The organism is Hyphomonas sp. UBA4494 (genome assembly GCF_002388935.1).
Taxonomy (GTDB): Bacteria; Pseudomonadota; Alphaproteobacteria; order Caulobacterales; family Hyphomonadaceae; genus Hyphomonas.
This window is the reverse complement of record NZ_DGNK01000042.1, coordinates 123,369-138,550: the sequence shown is the minus strand read 5'-3', so window position 1 is coordinate 138,550 and position 15,182 is coordinate 123,369. Positions and strand designations below refer to the sequence as shown.

At 60.2% G+C, this 15,182-nt stretch carries 19 protein-coding genes; 14 read left to right on the top strand and 5 right to left on the bottom strand.

What is annotated here, in order from left to right; genetic code table 11:
• Nucleotides 1-55: 55 nt before the first annotated feature.
• The 3 genes from B2P82_RS16370 to map all read left to right on the top strand — a co-directional run bounded on the left by B2P82_RS16370 (nt 56) and on the right by map (nt 1,674).
• Nucleotides 56-493, top strand: coding sequence for an OsmC family protein (locus B2P82_RS16370; protein WP_290498098.1), 438 nt, complete (start codon nt 56-58; stop codon nt 491-493).
• Between the two features lie 22 nt (nt 494-515).
• The gene (locus tag B2P82_RS16365; protein WP_290481682.1) at nt 516-752 is read left to right on the top strand and encodes a hypothetical protein; all 237 of its coding nucleotides are present in this window, start codon (nt 516-518) and stop codon (nt 750-752) included.
• A 100-nt stretch (nt 753-852) separates the two neighbouring features.
• Nucleotides 853-1,674: a type I methionyl aminopeptidase gene (gene map, locus B2P82_RS16360; RefSeq protein ID WP_034816611.1), complete on the top strand. Its 822-nt coding sequence runs from the start codon at nt 853-855 to the stop codon at nt 1,672-1,674.
• A 6-nt stretch (nt 1,675-1,680) separates the two neighbouring features.
• Here the strand turns inward: map and B2P82_RS16355 are convergent, their stop codons facing one another.
• Complete coding sequence (locus tag B2P82_RS16355; RefSeq protein WP_290498096.1) at nt 1,681-2,304, bottom strand: cupin domain-containing protein; 624 nt, start codon at nt 2,302-2,304, stop codon at nt 1,681-1,683.
• Nucleotides 2,305-2,431: 127 nt separating this feature from the next.
• Here B2P82_RS16355 and radC point away from each other — a divergent pair, with 127 nt between their 5' ends.
• Nucleotides 2,432-3,121: a RadC family protein gene (gene radC / locus B2P82_RS16350; RefSeq protein ID WP_290478613.1), complete on the top strand. Its 690-nt coding sequence runs from the start codon at nt 2,432-2,434 to the stop codon at nt 3,119-3,121.
• On the opposite strand, the gene B2P82_RS16345 is transcribed toward radC, so the two are convergent.
• A complete protein-coding gene (locus B2P82_RS16345) occupies nt 3,122-3,703 on the bottom strand; it encodes a TetR/AcrR family transcriptional regulator (RefSeq protein ID WP_290498094.1) in 582 nt (193 codons plus the stop codon).
• A gap of 66 nt (nt 3,704-3,769) precedes the next feature.
• Here B2P82_RS16345 and B2P82_RS16340 point away from each other — a divergent pair, with 66 nt between their 5' ends.
• Nucleotides 3,770-4,627 (top strand): NAD(P)H-binding protein, encoded by an 858-nt coding sequence (locus B2P82_RS16340; protein WP_290498093.1) that lies wholly within the window; start codon nt 3,770-3,772, stop codon nt 4,625-4,627.
• Between the two features lie 87 nt (nt 4,628-4,714).
• Nucleotides 4,715-5,224 carry an anthrone oxygenase family protein gene (locus B2P82_RS16335; protein WP_051607982.1) on the top strand — a complete coding sequence of 170 codons (510 nt, stop codon included), beginning with the start codon at nt 4,715-4,717 and terminating at the stop codon, nt 5,222-5,224.
• On the opposite strand, the gene B2P82_RS16330 is transcribed toward B2P82_RS16335, so the two are convergent.
• Nucleotides 5,221-5,898, bottom strand: coding sequence for a Fe2+-dependent dioxygenase (locus B2P82_RS16330; protein ID WP_206992243.1), 678 nt, complete (start codon nt 5,896-5,898; stop codon nt 5,221-5,223). The two genes, B2P82_RS16335 and B2P82_RS16330, sit on opposite strands and share 4 nt — an antisense overlap.
• Nucleotides 5,899-5,974: 76 nt before the next feature.
• Between B2P82_RS16330 and B2P82_RS16325 the strand changes: the two genes are divergently transcribed.
• From B2P82_RS16325 to rnhA, 6 genes are all read left to right on the top strand, one after another.
• Nucleotides 5,975-6,826 (top strand): hypothetical protein, encoded by an 852-nt coding sequence (locus B2P82_RS16325; RefSeq protein ID WP_290498091.1) that lies wholly within the window; start codon nt 5,975-5,977, stop codon nt 6,824-6,826.
• A gap of 144 nt (nt 6,827-6,970) precedes the next feature.
• Complete coding sequence (locus B2P82_RS16320; protein WP_290498090.1) at nt 6,971-8,488, top strand: spinster family MFS transporter; 1,518 nt, start codon at nt 6,971-6,973, stop codon at nt 8,486-8,488.
• A gap of 28 nt (nt 8,489-8,516) precedes the next feature.
• A complete protein-coding gene (locus B2P82_RS16315; RefSeq protein WP_290478608.1) occupies nt 8,517-10,001 on the top strand; it encodes a spinster family MFS transporter in 1,485 nt (494 codons plus the stop codon).
• A gap of 9 nt (nt 10,002-10,010) precedes the next feature.
• Nucleotides 10,011-10,991 (top strand): homoserine kinase, encoded by a 981-nt coding sequence (locus tag B2P82_RS16310; protein WP_290498089.1) that lies wholly within the window; start codon nt 10,011-10,013, stop codon nt 10,989-10,991.
• Nucleotides 10,988-11,575 carry a hypothetical protein gene (locus B2P82_RS16305; RefSeq protein ID WP_290498087.1) on the top strand — a complete coding sequence of 196 codons (588 nt, stop codon included), beginning with the start codon at nt 10,988-10,990 and terminating at the stop codon, nt 11,573-11,575. The genes B2P82_RS16310 and B2P82_RS16305 overlap by 4 nt, the downstream gene beginning before the upstream one ends.
• Nucleotides 11,576-11,613: 38 nt before the next feature.
• A complete protein-coding gene (gene rnhA / locus B2P82_RS16300) occupies nt 11,614-12,057 on the top strand; it encodes a ribonuclease HI (RefSeq protein WP_290478605.1) in 444 nt (147 codons plus the stop codon).
• On the opposite strand, the gene mnmH is transcribed toward rnhA, so the two are convergent.
• Complete coding sequence (gene mnmH, locus B2P82_RS16295) at nt 12,054-13,106, bottom strand: tRNA 2-selenouridine(34) synthase MnmH (protein WP_290498086.1); 1,053 nt, start codon at nt 13,104-13,106, stop codon at nt 12,054-12,056. The genes rnhA and mnmH overlap by 4 nt on opposite strands.
• Before the next feature lie 76 nt (nt 13,107-13,182).
• On the opposite strand from mnmH, the gene selD reads away from it, so the two are divergent.
• On the top strand, nt 13,183-14,229 hold the full coding sequence (gene selD / locus B2P82_RS16290; RefSeq protein ID WP_290498085.1) for a selenide, water dikinase SelD: 1,047 nt from the start codon (nt 13,183-13,185) through the stop codon (nt 14,227-14,229).
• Between the two features lie 67 nt (nt 14,230-14,296).
• Entirely contained in the window at nt 14,297-14,737 is a 441-nt protein-coding gene (locus tag B2P82_RS16285) for a thioredoxin domain-containing protein (protein WP_290498083.1), read from the top strand.
• A gap of 3 nt (nt 14,738-14,740) precedes the next feature.
• Here the strand turns inward: B2P82_RS16285 and B2P82_RS16280 are convergent, their stop codons facing one another.
• Nucleotides 14,741-15,172 carry a hypothetical protein gene (locus B2P82_RS16280; RefSeq protein ID WP_290498082.1) on the bottom strand — a complete coding sequence of 144 codons (432 nt, stop codon included), beginning with the start codon at nt 15,170-15,172 and terminating at the stop codon, nt 14,741-14,743.
• Nucleotides 15,173-15,182 lie beyond the last annotated feature (10 nt).

Sequence of the window (15,182 nt, the reverse complement as noted above, 5' to 3'; positions counted from 1 at the left end):
ATTGAGGCTGCGCGCATTGCAGTTTTCAATACCCAATTGATTGAAAGGACACGCCATGAAACGTCATGCCACCGCCCATTGGTCCGGAAACCTCGCGGACGGCACGGGCTCGCTCACGACGCAGAGCGGCGCGCTGTCCGATCACGCCTACTCCTTCAAGGCGCGATTTGAAGATGAGAGCGGCACGTCGGGTACTAATCCGGAAGAATTGCTCGCCGCCGCACATGCGGGCTGTTTCACCATGCAGCTCTCCCACCTGCTGGCCGAGAACGGAACACCTGCCACCGATCTGGATACGAAATGCATCGTGTCGGTCGAGCCGAAAGAGGGTGGCGGATTCGAAATCACGCGCAGCGCCTTGACGCTTACGGCCGTGGTTGAAGGCATCGAACAGGATGATTTTGACGCCATCGCCGACAAGGCCAAGAACGGCTGCCCGATGTCGGTCGCCCTCGGCGCCATCGACATCACGCTTGGCACCCAGCTCCAGTAACCCTTTCAGAGGATCAAGACCCATGGCACCGGAACTCTTATATGGCGTAGGCGCGCTGCTCTTGCTGATCGCCCTGATCTGGGGGGTCAGCCGGGGCCGACTGAAATCCCGCACCGCGGAAGCGGTCAGCGAGGAAGGCACGCGCGAGATTTACCAGGAGCCCGAACGGTTTGATGACGAGCGGCGCGAAGAACTGAAACGCGCTGCAGAGTCTGCCGAAGCGGCCGCTGAAAAGCGCGACAAGACGGATGGGGCCTGAGTCTGATACTGTTTGGCAGGCCTGAAGGTGGAACTTAGCCGGGCAAATTGCTATCTAGGGGGCAGATACAGGTATTTCCGCCCCTGAAAGGCTCCGACTGATGACTGACACTTCCCTCCTGCTGCCGATGCGCACGGGCGAAATTCGCATTCACGATGCCGAAGGCTTCGCAGGTATGCGCAAGGCGGGACGTCTCGTGGCTGAATGCCTCGATATGCTGGTGCCGGAAGTGAAGCCCGGCGTGACTACCGAACATCTCGACAATCTGGTGCGGGAATTCGTCATGGATCATGGCGCAACCTCCGCGACGATCGGCTATCGCGGCTACCGCCATGCCAGTTGCATTTCACTCAACCATGTCATCTGTCACGGTATCCCCAGCGCCAAGCCGCTGAAGGAAGGCGATATTGCCAATATCGACGTCACCCTGATCATTGATGGCTGGCATGGCGACCATTCGCGCATGTATGGCGTCGGCAATGTGAAGCGGAAGGCCGAGCGCCTGATGGATGTGACCTATGATGCGCTCATGGCCGGCATCGCGCAGATCCGCCCCGGCAAGCGCTTTGGCGACATTGGCGGCGCGATCTCCGAAATTGCCCGGCTGAATCGCATGTCGGTCGTAGAGGACTTCTGCGGCCACGGCCTGGGACGCCTGTTCCATGACGAGCCAAACGTCGTCCACTCATCGGATTACAATACCGGCCCGGAACTGAAGCCCGGCATGTTCTTCACGGTCGAGCCGATGCTGAACCTGGGCCGCAAGGACGCTGCGATCCTGCCAGATGGCTGGACGGCCGTGACTCGCGACCGCCAGCTGTCGGCGCAGTACGAACATTCTGTCGGCGTGACCGAGGATGGTGTTGAAATCTTCAGCACATCCCCGAAAGGCTGGCACCAGCCTCACAAGGTCCAGCTTTAGCGGGCGCTATTCTTCGGGCGGCGGCGGCATATAGATTGGCGCGGCTTCCGGAGGCATCTTCTCCATCGCAATCGTGATCCCGTATTCGGCTGCAAGCTGGCCGATTACAGCGCCTGCTGCTTCGGCTGAATCCGGCTTGGCCTCCGCAATGCGCGGACCGGCATCATTCATGAAACCTTCAAAAGACCCACCGGTGGTGGTCATGATCAGCCTCGTGGTCTCATCGCTGCCATTCCAGAACATGTGCGTGTTGCCCCGGTTCAACGCAGCGAAGTCGCCCGGATAAAGCGACAGGATCTCGTCGCCCGACATGACACTGAGCGCACCGGACACGACGTAGAAATACTCATCCTCGCGCGTATGGGTATGTGGCGGTGACCCAGGGCTGCGCGGAGGCAGTTCAAATTCGTATACTGTCACATCGCCCGACGATTCTTCGGACGACAGCAATAGTCGGACAGGATGGAACGGGTTCTCGATGGCCTCCCCTGCTCCCGCAACGACAAGTTTGTCGGGATGCGCGTGAACATGATCTGCTGAAACACCGCGATGGTCATGGTCTTTCGGTTGGGTCATGCAAGCAGACAGCGCCAGCAAGCCAGCGCCGCAAAGCGCGATTTTATTCAACATGTTTCATTCTCCCACGGATTGTCCCTGGGGGAAGTCTATCTGCGACCATACAATTCTCAAGTTCAATCTGGGGCCACGTGATCTAAGTCACTTTATCGAAACGTCATTTCATGGTTTTTCAACCATAATGAGCACGTCCCCCGAAGAACCCCACTGGAAAGGTCATCGCGACCGATTGCGAGGCAAACTGCTGACGCGCGGCGCAACCGCGCTGAGCAATTACGAAGTGCTCGAAGTCTTGCTCATGGCCTTCATCCCGCGCCGGGATGTCAAACCCATCGCGAAAGCGTTGGAAGCCCGCTTTGGCAGTCTGTCGGCCATCCTCGCTGCCCCGACATCCGACCTCATCAAGGTCAACGGTGTTGGCGAGACAGTCGCGGCGTATCTCAAGGCCATTGCAGAGCTCAACGCCCGGGCGTCCAGAGAGACGATCCAGAAGAAGCCCGCCATTTCCTCCTGGTCGGCGCTCATCGATTATGTTCGCACCGAACTCCAGCACGAAAAGCGCGAACAGTTCCGCATCCTGTTCCTGGATCGGAAAAACCAGTTGATCGCCGACGAAATCATGGGACATGGCACGGTCGACCATGCGCCCGTCTATACGCGTGAGGTCGCCCGCCGCGCGCTGGAGCTGCATGCATCAGCGCTCATTCTGGTGCACAATCATCCGTCAGGTGACCCCACACCGTCGCGCGCAGACATCGACATTACCCGCGAAATCATTGATGCACTCGATCCATTCGACATCACCGTGCACGATCATCTGATTGCCGGCACGGGCGGCGTCACCAGCCTGAAATCAGCCGGACTGATCTGATCAGGACACCAGACTGTCGCGCGCCATTTTCTGAACAGCCGTAATATAGGCGGCCTGCGACCATCCGCATTCGAACCGCAGCTTTTCCCACACTTCGACTGACAACAGCGCCCAGAGCAAATCCGTTGCCTGCTCGACTGAATAGTCGGGCATAAGCCGGTCTGCGGCCTTGAGCGCCATCACAGCGGCTTCACATCCATGCCGTACGGCTTGCATTCGGTCATTCCAGGCAGCCGCAGCGGCGTCGTCGGTGTCTCGCATGGCGATCAAGGCGCGCCCCACTCCGTGAATTTCCGGAATATAGTTCCCCCACGCCTCTACCCACAAATCCAGACGGTCCGTTCCTTTGGCCTTACGGCTCGCCGCAAGACGTTCGTCTATGTTTCGGACTTCGTCCATATAACGCGCCGTCCCGGTCAGCAGGTCCGCGCGTGTCGGGAAATGAAGATAGACGGCCTGGCGGCTGATGCCGGCAGCCTTGGCGATATCGCTCATGCGCACGCCGGACCCGCCAGATTCCTCCAGCAATTTCCATGTAGCGCGCATGATTTTTTCGCGGGTTTCGAGATTCTCACTTGACATGATGTCAATCTATAGGCACTTGACGCCATGTCAACTTTACATCGTGTCAAGCAAAGGAGATTGAACATGACACAGCACCTTCATAACCAGACAACGCATCGCGGGCCCGTGCTCGTATTGGGTGGCACCGGAAAGACCGGTCGTCGGATTGTCGGCCGGTTGCGCGAGCGGGGTATTGATACCCGGGTCGGATCAAGGTCCGGCTCGCCCGCCTTCGATTGGGATGAGCCGTCCGGCTGGGACGCCGTGCTGGCTGGCATGAGCGCGGTATATATCAGCTACACGCCTGACCTCGCCGTGCCCGCCGCCAAGCAAGCGATCCGGCACCTTGTCGAACGCGCAAAAGCGCAGGGCGTGCAGCATCTCGTCCTGCTGTCTGGACGCGGAGAGCCAGACGCCCAGGCCTGCGAGCGCATCGTGCAGGAAAGCGGTCTCGACTGGACCATTGTGCGCGCCAGCTGGTTCAATCAGAATTTCTCCGAAGGCGATTTCCTGCCGCTGGTCCTGTCTGGTGACATCACACTGCCGGCTGGACATGTGCCGGAACCGTTCGTGGATGCCGAGGATATTGCCGACGTGGCCGTCGCGGCTCTCACCGAGACCGGACATATTGGCGAAGTCTACGAAGTGACCGGTCCCCGACTGATGACGTTTGACGAACTGGCCAGCGAATTGTCACGCGCAACCGGCCGCAAGATCAGTTTCGTCCGTGTGCCTGCTAATGAATTTCTTCAAGGGGTTCGCCAGGCTGGCGCTCCGGAAGACATGATCTGGCTGCTCGACTACCTATTCTCCACCATACTTGATGGCCGCAATGCCCAACTCTGTGACGGTGTGGAACGGGCCCTGGGCCGACCGCCAAAGGACTTTTCCGACTTCGCCAACGAAGTCGCCGCCTCCGGGCTCTGGAGCGCCGCTGCGTGACGCCCGCCTCACTCACCCCGCATGTCCGTAGCTGACTGATCCTCTTCGGCGGGCATGCCACATCCAAGGAATCAAANNATCAAACTCATGACGACCCATCTCTTTGTCTATGCCTGCCTCACCATCGGACTTTCTGCCGCACTCGTCGGCGGTGTGTTTCAAGCCTTCTCCGATTTCGTAATGGCCGGCCTCATCCGCGCCGCGCCAGCTGGCGGCATCGACTCCATGCAACAGATCAACCGGACAGTGTTTCGCTCGGCATTTCTGGCGATCACGTTGGCATTGGCACCTATCATGCTCGCCGCCTCCCTTTATGCCTGGCAAAGCCTGGAAGGGTCACCAAAGATCCTGATACTGATCGGAACCGCGATCTACGTGACGACCGTGCTCGGGGTCACCATGTTCGGCAACGTTCCGATGAATAAACATCTCGACGGCCTTACGCCTTCTTCGCCGGATGCCGCGATCTATTGGAAGAAGTTCGGTACCGTCTGGACAGGGTGGAACCATGTTCGCACTTTCGGGGCGATTATTGCCGCCATCTGCTTCCTGCTAGCTGCAACTGGCTTGCCCGACACCCTTGCTGCCATGACTTAGCTCTGGCCGAACCGGCGCACCAGGTTGGAAATGCTCTTCGACAGAACCAGCATTTCCGGAGACTGAAGATCCAGCCTGCCCGACAGGCTGGATCGCAGATTCTCAAGATCAAAGATAATCTCCCGTACCGCCGCATCTGGCACGCTGCTCTCAATCCAGCCAACACAGACGAGCCGCTTGCCGGAAGTCACCGGCGCAACCCGGTGCAGACTGGTCGATGGATAGAGCACCATGTCTCCCGCGTCCAATTTGATGGACTGGGTCATCCCCGCCAGATCGATCTCCAGCTCGCCCCCCTCATAGTCGCCCGGATCGGACAGGAAGAGCGTGAAAGAAAAGTCCGTGCGCAAGCGCGACTCCCCTGCTCCCATGAATGGATTGTCGACATGATGACCGTATCCGCCGCCCTCCTCGGTCCGGCTGACAATCAGTTTCGAGAACTGGCGTGGCTGGGCCGCCGCACGCAGAACAGGGTGTCGCTCCACCTTGGCCTTGAGGAGCTGGCGAACCTGCGCGCCGGTACGGGATGTCAGATCCGCTTGCTGGTTGCGCTTGACCGCCCGGGCCATGCCACCGGCCGTTTCTGCGCCATCGCGCCAGCCGAGCGTTGCGACCAGATCGCGGACATCACGCAGGTCGGCCTCATCGAGTACATTGGAAAGGGTCAAAAGCATGTTGCGCCTACTTGCGAATAATTTGCATTTGCGTCATTCAGCGCTATAGCAGATCGACGCAAAGAGGAAGTATATCATGGCCTTTGACACCAAACTGAAGCAGTGGACCAGTCTTGGTCTGGGCACCGTCCTGATGACTGGCGCGCTTGCAGGTTGCAGTGAGCCTGCCGCCCCTGCCGACGAGGCAGGCACAGAGATCGCGCAGCCTGAAACGCCTGCAGAAGTGGATCCAACCGCAGAAGCCAACACACTGGCCACTGAAGGCGGTGAAGGCGAAGGCGGTGTGACCATTGACGCCGCCTATACCGACCCGGTCGTCTACAAGGCCGCGCTGGCCATTGCAGCAGCCCACGTTTTGGCCGCGCGCGACGCCTACGCCAAAGGCGAAACGACCGCCGCGGCTGAAATGTACGCGCATCCGGTCTCCGAAGTCCTGTTCGACATGGAGCCGGTCTTTGCAGCTCAAGGCGTCGCCGACTTTACAGACCTGTTTACAGACACGTCTGCAGCGGTCTTTGCAGGGGAAAGCCAGGAACAGATCAACGCCCGCACGGACGCCATCCTTGCCGCGCTCGACAAAGCCGCCGAGAGCGCCCCCGCCACCGACATGTCCGATGCCATGGTCAGCGCCCATGTCGCCTCTGACCAGATCGATCGCGCATCCGACATGTATCGCCTGTCGCTCGATTCTGATTTCTACGAGACGTATCTGGACGGCTACGGCTTCTATCAGGCCGCCGAGCGCGCCTTTACGCAAGCGGAAAGCGACATCACGGCCGAAAATTCCGATGCAGCAGAATCCATTCGCGCGGCGCTTGGCCTGTTGGCTGAAGCCTACCCGACCGCGCTTCGCCCTGACCCAATGGACGCTGATGCTGCAGCCCTCGCCGTTGCGGCGTCGGAAGTACAGTTGGCGCTGAGCCAGTAGTGGCAATTTGACCTCCGCAAGGCCTTGCTCGCACACTGTCGCAGAGTAAGGCCTTGCGCCCCCCGCACATGTCATTACCGTAGGGGGACATGTAGAGAGGCGCCGCCAAGACGCGCCCGGTATTTTCGGGAGGATTTTCGGCGGATGACCGACACGACAGCTGGCCAAACGGCCACGGGCGGACACATCACAGGCTTCGGTTCAAAAGGGTATCGCACCTATGTGCTGATCGCCCTGATGTTGGTCTACACGCTGAACTTCATCGACCGAACGCTCATTTCGGTCGTTGCCCAGCCGATCATCAACACATTTCAGCTGAATGACACGCAATGGGGCCTCTTGTCCGGGCCGCCCTTCGCATTGTTCTATGCCGCTATGGGCATTCCGATCGCGATGTGGGCTGACCGCGCCAATCGCGTATTGATCATTGCGCTCTGCATCATCGTCTGGTCCGTCATGACAGCGCTTTGCGGGGTCGCTTCAGGCTTCATCTGGCTACTCGTCTTTCGCGTCGGCGTTGCCGTCGGCGAAGCAGGCTGCACACCGCCCGCCAACTCGTTGATCACTGACTATTACCCCCCGAAAAGCCGCGCGGGTGCGCTCGGCATCTATTCCATGGGCGTCACGCTTGGCGGCGTGCTTGCGCAACTCTTCGGCGGCACGATTGCCGGCATCAAGGGGGCTGATTTCGGCAACTGGATCGGTTCGCTCGGTCTTGGGGGTTTGTTTGGTAATCTCGACTGGTCGACCGTGGAAGGCTGGCGTATCGCGTTTGTGGTTGTCGGCGCGCCGGGCGTGCTGATCGCGATCATCCTGATGTTCACCATCAAGGAACCTCCCCGCGGCTATTCCGACCCGCCCTCGGCAAAGGGCAATGGCAAGGCCCCTTTCTTTGATGCCTTCCGTGAATTTTCTGCCAAGCCGACATTCTGGTGGCTATCGCTCGGCGCCGCTCTGGTGGCCTTTGTCGGCTATGGACTGATCAGCTTCCAGGCACCTTTCCTCCAGCGCGTTCATGGTATTGATGTGCGCGACGCTGCCGTACTCTATGGCGCGCCGCTGGCTGCAGTTGCCGCTCTCGGCACATTCCTCGGCGGGTACATCTCGGAAAAGCTCGCAGGCCGCTACTCCACGATCTCGGCATGGCTGCCCGGTGTCGGCCTGCTGATTGCCGTGCCCGCCTATGTTGGTGCCTTCTTCGCCCCGACCATCGAGATCGCCTTTGGTCTGTGGATCATCGCGGGCACGATGCACTACGCCTATCTTTCCAGCCAGTACATGGTCGGCACGGCCATTGTCAGCCCACAGTCGCGCGCCACCACGATTGCCGTGCTGCTGCTGATTGTCAGCCTGATCGGCAATGGCATTGGCCCGCTCTTTGTCGGGGCGATGAGCGATTTCTTCATGGGACAGGAAATCGGCAAAGCCGGCCTGTCAGCCTTTGCGGACGCCTTCAATCCGCGCCTCTGCGGCACGGACCCGGCTGCCCTCGGCGCGGAAGGCCCTGAGCTTTGCCGCGCCTATGCCAATGGCCTGCGCCACTCCATGGCCGCGACGGTCTTGTTCTTCATCGTCGCCGCATTTTGCTACTTCATGGCTTCGCGTTCATTCATGAGGGATCGGTACAATCCCGATTCCCCAGCCGCCGACATGAATTCCTGAAACACAGCGACGGAAAGACACAAGTAGAATGACAGACACGACCGCTGCGCTCGACGAGAAACCCGGTTTTGAAACCGGCTATCGCACCAAGGGATATCGCGCCTATGTGCTCGGCTCCCTGCTCATCGTCTACATCTTCAATTTCATTGATCGGTCCATCTTCGGCATCCTGACCGATCCGATCCGCAACAGCCTTGGTCTGGAAGACTGGCAGATGGGTCTGCTCGGGGGTCTGGCATTCGCCACGTTCTACACCACGCTCGGTATTCCGATTGCCCGTTTTTCGGAGAAGACGAGCCGCATGATGATTATCGTGGCCTCATTGACGATGTGGAGCCTGATGACCGTCCTTTGCGGATTTGCCGTCAGTTTCGCGACCATGTTTGCCTTCCGCCTTCTGGTCGGAGTGGGTGAGGCAGGGTGTACGCCGCCGGCGCAATCTGTCATCGCCGACTATTTCAAGCCCGGTAGTCGGGCGACCGCCGCCTCAATCTACGCGCTTGGCGTGCCGCTTGGTGGCATGTGCGCCGGTCTCGCCGCAGGCCCGATCAATGATTATGTTACGGGCGAGAATGTCCACGCCCTGCTGGAAGGCTGGGGCTGGACTTGGGTCGCCGACATGATCGACTGGAAGAGCCTCGAAGGCTGGCGCATTGCGTTCATTGCGGTCGGCCTGCCCGGCCTGGTGTTCGCGCTGATCATCGGCCTCACGGTCAAGGAGCCGCCGCGCGGCTACACCGATCCGCCGAATGCTGCGAAGCCGGAACGGGAATCCTTCGGCGCCGCACTGAAGAAGCTCAGCAAGAAGCCGACCTATGTGCATGTCGTCTTTGGCGCAGCGCTCGCCTCATTTGCAGGATACGGGATCGCGGCCTTCTCCACCTCCTTCCTGCTGCGCACGCATGAACTGACCCTCACACAAGCCGCCCTCATCTTCTCTCTGGTGCTGGGCCTGATGGCTGCCATTGGTGTGTTCCTATCTGGCTTCCTCGCTGATCGCCTCGCGAAACGCTACCCGACGGCCCTGTCCTGGATGCCTGCTCTCGGCATGGGCCTGTCGGTGCCGCTCTACTGGCTCGGCTATCTCAGCCCGTCGGTCGCGCTGATGCTGCCACCGCTCATGGCCGCCGCCATGCTGCACTATTTTTATCTCGGGCCAATGTATGCCGTCTCAGCCGGCGTCGTGGATGCGCGCACGCGGGCGACCGCCGTGGCCATCACGCTCTTTGCCGTCAACCTGATCGGACTCGGCCTTGGCCCCACCCTGATCGGTCTGTTGTCCACAGTGCTGAAGACGATGATGCTGTCGGGTGCCGATCTCGGTCTGACACTGGACCTCTGCAAGGAAGCTGCAAGCCTCAGCGCCGACCAGGTTGCCGCCTGTACCAGCGCCGACGCACGCGGCCTGCAATGGTCGATTATCATCTTCGCATCGATCTATGGCTGGGCAGCAATCCACTATCTGCTGGCTGGGAAGACGCTGCAGCGTGACATGGTCGCCAAGACCGCCTAATCGGTCTTCATGGCTGTTTACACTCAGGTTTCAGACGACGCGCTGGCGGCGTTTCTCGACGAATACAATCTCGGCAAGGCCCTGTCTTTCAAGGGCATTGCCGAGGGCGTCGAGAATTCGAACTACTATCTCGAAACCACGACGGGCCGGTTCATTCTTACCCTGTTCGAAAAACGGGTGAATGCGGATGACCTGCCCTATTTCATTGGCCTGAAACAGCATCTGGCGGGCAAGGGCTTCCCCTGCCCGGAGCCCATCCTCGCGAAAGACGGCAAAGCGCTCCGCACGCTCGAGGGACGGCCCGCGGTGATCGTGTCTTTCCTTGATGGACTCTCGCCGAAAAAGCCGACTCCCGCCCAGTGCCGTGGTCTGGGGGAAGGTCTCGCGCGGATGCATGTCACGCTTTCTGATTTTGAAATGACCCGTCCCAACAGTCTTGGTCCATCGGCATGGCCGCGCCTCTGGGCAGGCCAGTCGGACGAGGCCGAAAAACTGCAACCCGGCTTGTCAGCCCTGATCGACGAAGCCCTTGCTGATATCGCAGAGGCCAAGCCACAAAGCCTGACCCTGCCGCGCGGGACCATTCATGCCGATCTCTTCCCGGACAATGCGTTTTTCCTGGGCGAAGACTTTTCCGGCATTATCGATTTCTATTTCGCCTGCACAGATGCGCTCGCCTATGACCTCGCCATCTGCCTGAATGCGTGGGCCTTTGATGACAATCCAGGGCGCGGCGCCATCGACTACAATTATTCCAAGGGCGCAAACCTGATCGCAGGCTATGAGAGCGTGCGCCCGCTGCAGCCAACTGAGCGCGACGCCCTGCCCCTGCTGGCACGCGGCGCAGCATTGCGTTTCTTCCTGACGCGGATGGTGGACTGGACCTCGACGCCTGAGGGCGCCCTCGTAAAGCCCAAGAATCCCCTCGAATATGCCTGCCGCCTCGCCTTTCATCGCAAGGTGACGAGTGCGGAAGGCTATGGTGCATGACAGAGTTCGGCCCGAATGGCGAGGTGGTGGGAACCAATCATCGCGCCCGTCCGGCTGACTATCGCGCCCTCGGTCCGGACCGAAAGATCCGCCGGGTAAAACTCGGACTGCTCCTGTCTTCGCTGGCAGCGTGTCTCGGCGTTACACTGATCGGCCTCGTCGTGACCTTTGTCTTCGGCGTGCTGGAAGGGGTTGGCCTATTGCCCACCATGTTCGACCGCCCAAATGGCGGCTTCGTGATGGGCATCCAGATGGCGGCCATGATGGCCCTGTTCAATTTCATCCTCTTCTTCGTCACTGTGCCGGCAGCATGGCTGGCCATGGGTCTGTCCATCGGCAGGTTCCCGCATCAGGGAATCGCGGCCCGCGCGCCCTACTTGCGCTGGGCCAGCATCTGGGGCGCCCTGCTCGTCGGTGGCACGACAGGGGGATTCGGCGTGACAGCGTCGCTGTTGACCGGCCTCGGCGCAGCCCTCACCGGCGCCTGTATCGGTGCGCTGGCCGGCCTCGTCTGCGGCCTGCTCTTTCTCGCCATCGTCAAGCCCGCGCAACAACTGCATGAGGCAGACATCAGCGTCTTCTGATGCTTGACGGACCCGCCAAAGCCCCGCACCTGAAAGCCATGACTGACAAGATCGAAATCTGGACAGATGGTGCCTGCAGCGGCAATCCCGGCCCCGGCGGCTGGGGCGCCCTGCTCGTGGCAGGCGACAACCGCAAGGAACTCTGGGGCGGCGACAAGGCCACCACAAACAACCGTATGGAAATGCTGGCCGTGATCGAGGCGCTGAACGCGCTGAAAGGTCCGTCCAGGATCACCCTGCACGTCGATTCCACTTATGTGAAAGACGGCCTGACCAAATGGATACATGGCTGGAAACGCAATGGCTGGAAGACCGCCGCAAAGAAGCCGGTCAAGAATCAGGATCTCTGGATGGCGATGGACGAAGCCTGTCAGCGCCATGACATCACCTGGAAATGGGTGAAGGGCCATGCCGGTGACCCCGGCAATGAAAAAGCCGACGAACTGGCCCGGCGCGGCACGGAAGAGGCGCGCGGACGCTAGGCGCGGACCACCAGTCTCTCTGCGGCTCGCTTCAGCGCCGTATCATCCAGGCTCTCCAACCTGACCATATCTACCGGCGCATCGTCGCGCCGTTTGCGGCTGCGCGCATAGAGTGGATCGTAGTGCCGGTCCATCAACTGGCGCGCCAGCGCGCGATAGTCTCCCGCCTCCGCCAATGCCTGCCACTCGGCCAGCGTCTCTTTCGACTGCAGGCCCTTCAGCTTGGCGAGCGCTTCCATCAGCCGGTCCTTGTCCCGGATGATGTCTTCATAGGCAGAGAGCAGGAAGTCTGCCCGCACGTCTGAAGGAACCCTCATCTCAATGCGCGGCGCCGCCAGCATGGAGTGCCACAGGCGCCGGGGCACGCGGCAGCGGCCGACCCGCGCGGACTCCGCCTCGACAAAGACCGGACGGCTCAGATCGAACTGACGCAACTGCTGCCAGATGCCGCTTTCGAACAAGCGCTGCGCTGGCTGTGGCGCGTCATCAAAATCACCAAAAGCCGAACCGCGATGATGGGCGAGACCTTCAAGGTCAATCACCTGCCCGCCAGCCGCTGCAATGGCCTGCAACAACGCCGTCTTGCCCGTGCCGGTCTGACCATCGATCAGGCGCACCGGCAGCCGGCTGTCCTCATGCTCCAGCCCTGTTACGACTTCCCGCCGCCACGTCTTGTACCCTCCCTTCACCACGCCGCTCGGCCAGCCGACCGAGGACAGGATCGTCGCCATGGAGTTCGAGCGCATTCCGCCACGCCAGCAATAGACCAGCGGTCGCCAACTCTTCGGCTTGTCTGCCAGCGCGGTCTCCAAGTGGTGCGCAATATTGCGCGCCACAATTGCGCCACCGACGCGATTGGCGCGGAACGGGCTCTCCTGCTTGTAGATGGTGCCAACGCGCGCGCGCTCTTCATTCGACAGCACCGGCAGACTGATGGCGCCCGGCATGTGGTCATCCGCGAACTCGGCCGGAGAGCGCACGTCAATGATCGCATCGTAGCGCGACAGGTTTTCCGGGCTGATATCCGTAACGGTTTCGAGATAAGGCATCTCTCTTCGATTAGCAGGTTTTGTTTGCCCCGCCAGTGCCCGGCGCGGTAAGCCTGCAGCCCGAGAGGATCCCATCATGCCCGACCATCACACTGAACCCCGCCTGACATCCCTCGCCCATGGGGGCGGCTGTGGCTGCAAGCTCGCGCCGAATGTGCTGGCGGATATTCTCAGTGAGATGCCCCTGTCACTTGGCCATTCAGACTTGATTGTGGACGCGGGCAAGAGCGATGATGCGGCCGTCTACCTCATCAACGAGACAACCACGCTCGTTGCCACGACCGACTTCTTCACCCCCATCGTCGACGACCCGCATACATTCGGGCGCATCGCCGCAACCAATGCCCTGTCGGATATCTTCGCGATGGGGGCGAAACCCATCTTTTGTCTCGCCATTGTCGGCATGCCCATTGGCAAGATTGCCAATGAGACGATCCGCGCCATTCTTGCGGGCGGGCGCAGCGTGGCCGAGGCCGCCGGTGCGCCCATCGCGGGCGGGCATTCGATTGACTCCGCCGAGCCAATCTACGGCCTCGTAGCCCTCGGCATGGGCCATCCCGACAAGTTGCTGTTGAACTCCAACGCACAGGCGGGCGATGTCCTGATCCTTGGCAAACCACTCGGCATTGGCATCTATTCCGCCGCGCTGAAACAGGAACTCCTCTCCCCTGCCGAGTATGACGAAATGGTCGCCTCGACGACACGGCTCAATACGCCGGGCACGGAACTCTCAGAAATTTCTGATGTTCATGCCGCAACCGACGTGACCGGATTTGGCCTGCTCGGCCATGCCAGCGAAATGGCGCGCGGGTCCGGCCTTCAGATCGTTATCGAGAAAAACAAGGTCCCTGTCTTTGAAGGCGCCCGTCGCCACGCACAGTCAGGCATCAAGACCGGCGCGTCCGGCCGCAACTGGGATTCGGTATCTCATATGGTCACGGGACAGATGTCCGCGATGGAGACCGACCTGCTCTGCGACCCGCAGACCAGCGGCGGGCTGCTCGTTTCCTGTTCGCCCGAGGCGGCGCACTCGGTATTGGAAACCTTCCGCCGCCACGGCCATGTCGATGCGGCCATCATCGGTCGGGTAGAGTCAGATGCCGCCAGCGTTCGCGTTGAATAACGCAAGTGTGACCCCACAAGGTCTGCGCTCATGCTAGGTCTGCTTGTCCAGACGTCAGGAGAATTTCATGCGCTTTAGCCTCGCTGCCATCTCTATCGCTGCGCTTGCCGCATGTGGCCCATCCGTGGCTGCGCCCGGCAGTCTTGCTGACGTCAAGGAAATCACTGCGCCTGCTGAAGACACGAAAGTTCTGGCAGTCCTGAGCTATGCCAGCTGGTGTGGCAGCTGCAAGATGCTCGATCCCAAGGTCGAAACCGTGCGGGCCTCAAACCCGTTTGACGGCGCTGAGTTCTTCGCCCTTGACTATTCATCCAAGGATGACGCTGCCTATTTCGCAGACGCAGAGACGCTCGGCATCGCTGGCACGATGCGCGAAATCTTCCCGGACAAAATAAAGACCGGCCAACTCTATCTGATTGACCGGTCTTCTGGAGATGTGATCGGCACCGTGACAAAATCTATGTCAGAAGCTGAAATCGCTGCCGCGATCAAGGCTGCGCTATCCTGAGATTCAGGACACCGTGCAGGCGCTGTCGTCCTTGTTCAGCTCACGGCGAACCTGATCGATATAGGTGCCCGTCATTTCGAAATCACTCCGAGTGATACCATAGGCCGGACTGCTGCCATCCTCGATGAAATCACTCATCAGGCGACCGGCGGCGTCTTCCAGGCCCAGGCTCTCATCTTCGCGAATGTCCGCGACGACCTGGCTGACTTTCAAAATGTCGGCCTGATCGTCTTCGGACTTATCAGCCAGCAGGGTCTGGTAGCAGCCGCAATAGACTTCGATCGTATCGCCGTCCTCGGCGAGATCTTCCACAATCTCCGGATCCCCCGCCAGCATGGTATTGCAAACAGATGCTGCGTTATTGTCGCTTGAGACGCCCATACCGCAGGCGGCGAGAGCGAGACAGGCACTGGCGAAAAGGGGGATACGGATCATGAGAAAGTTC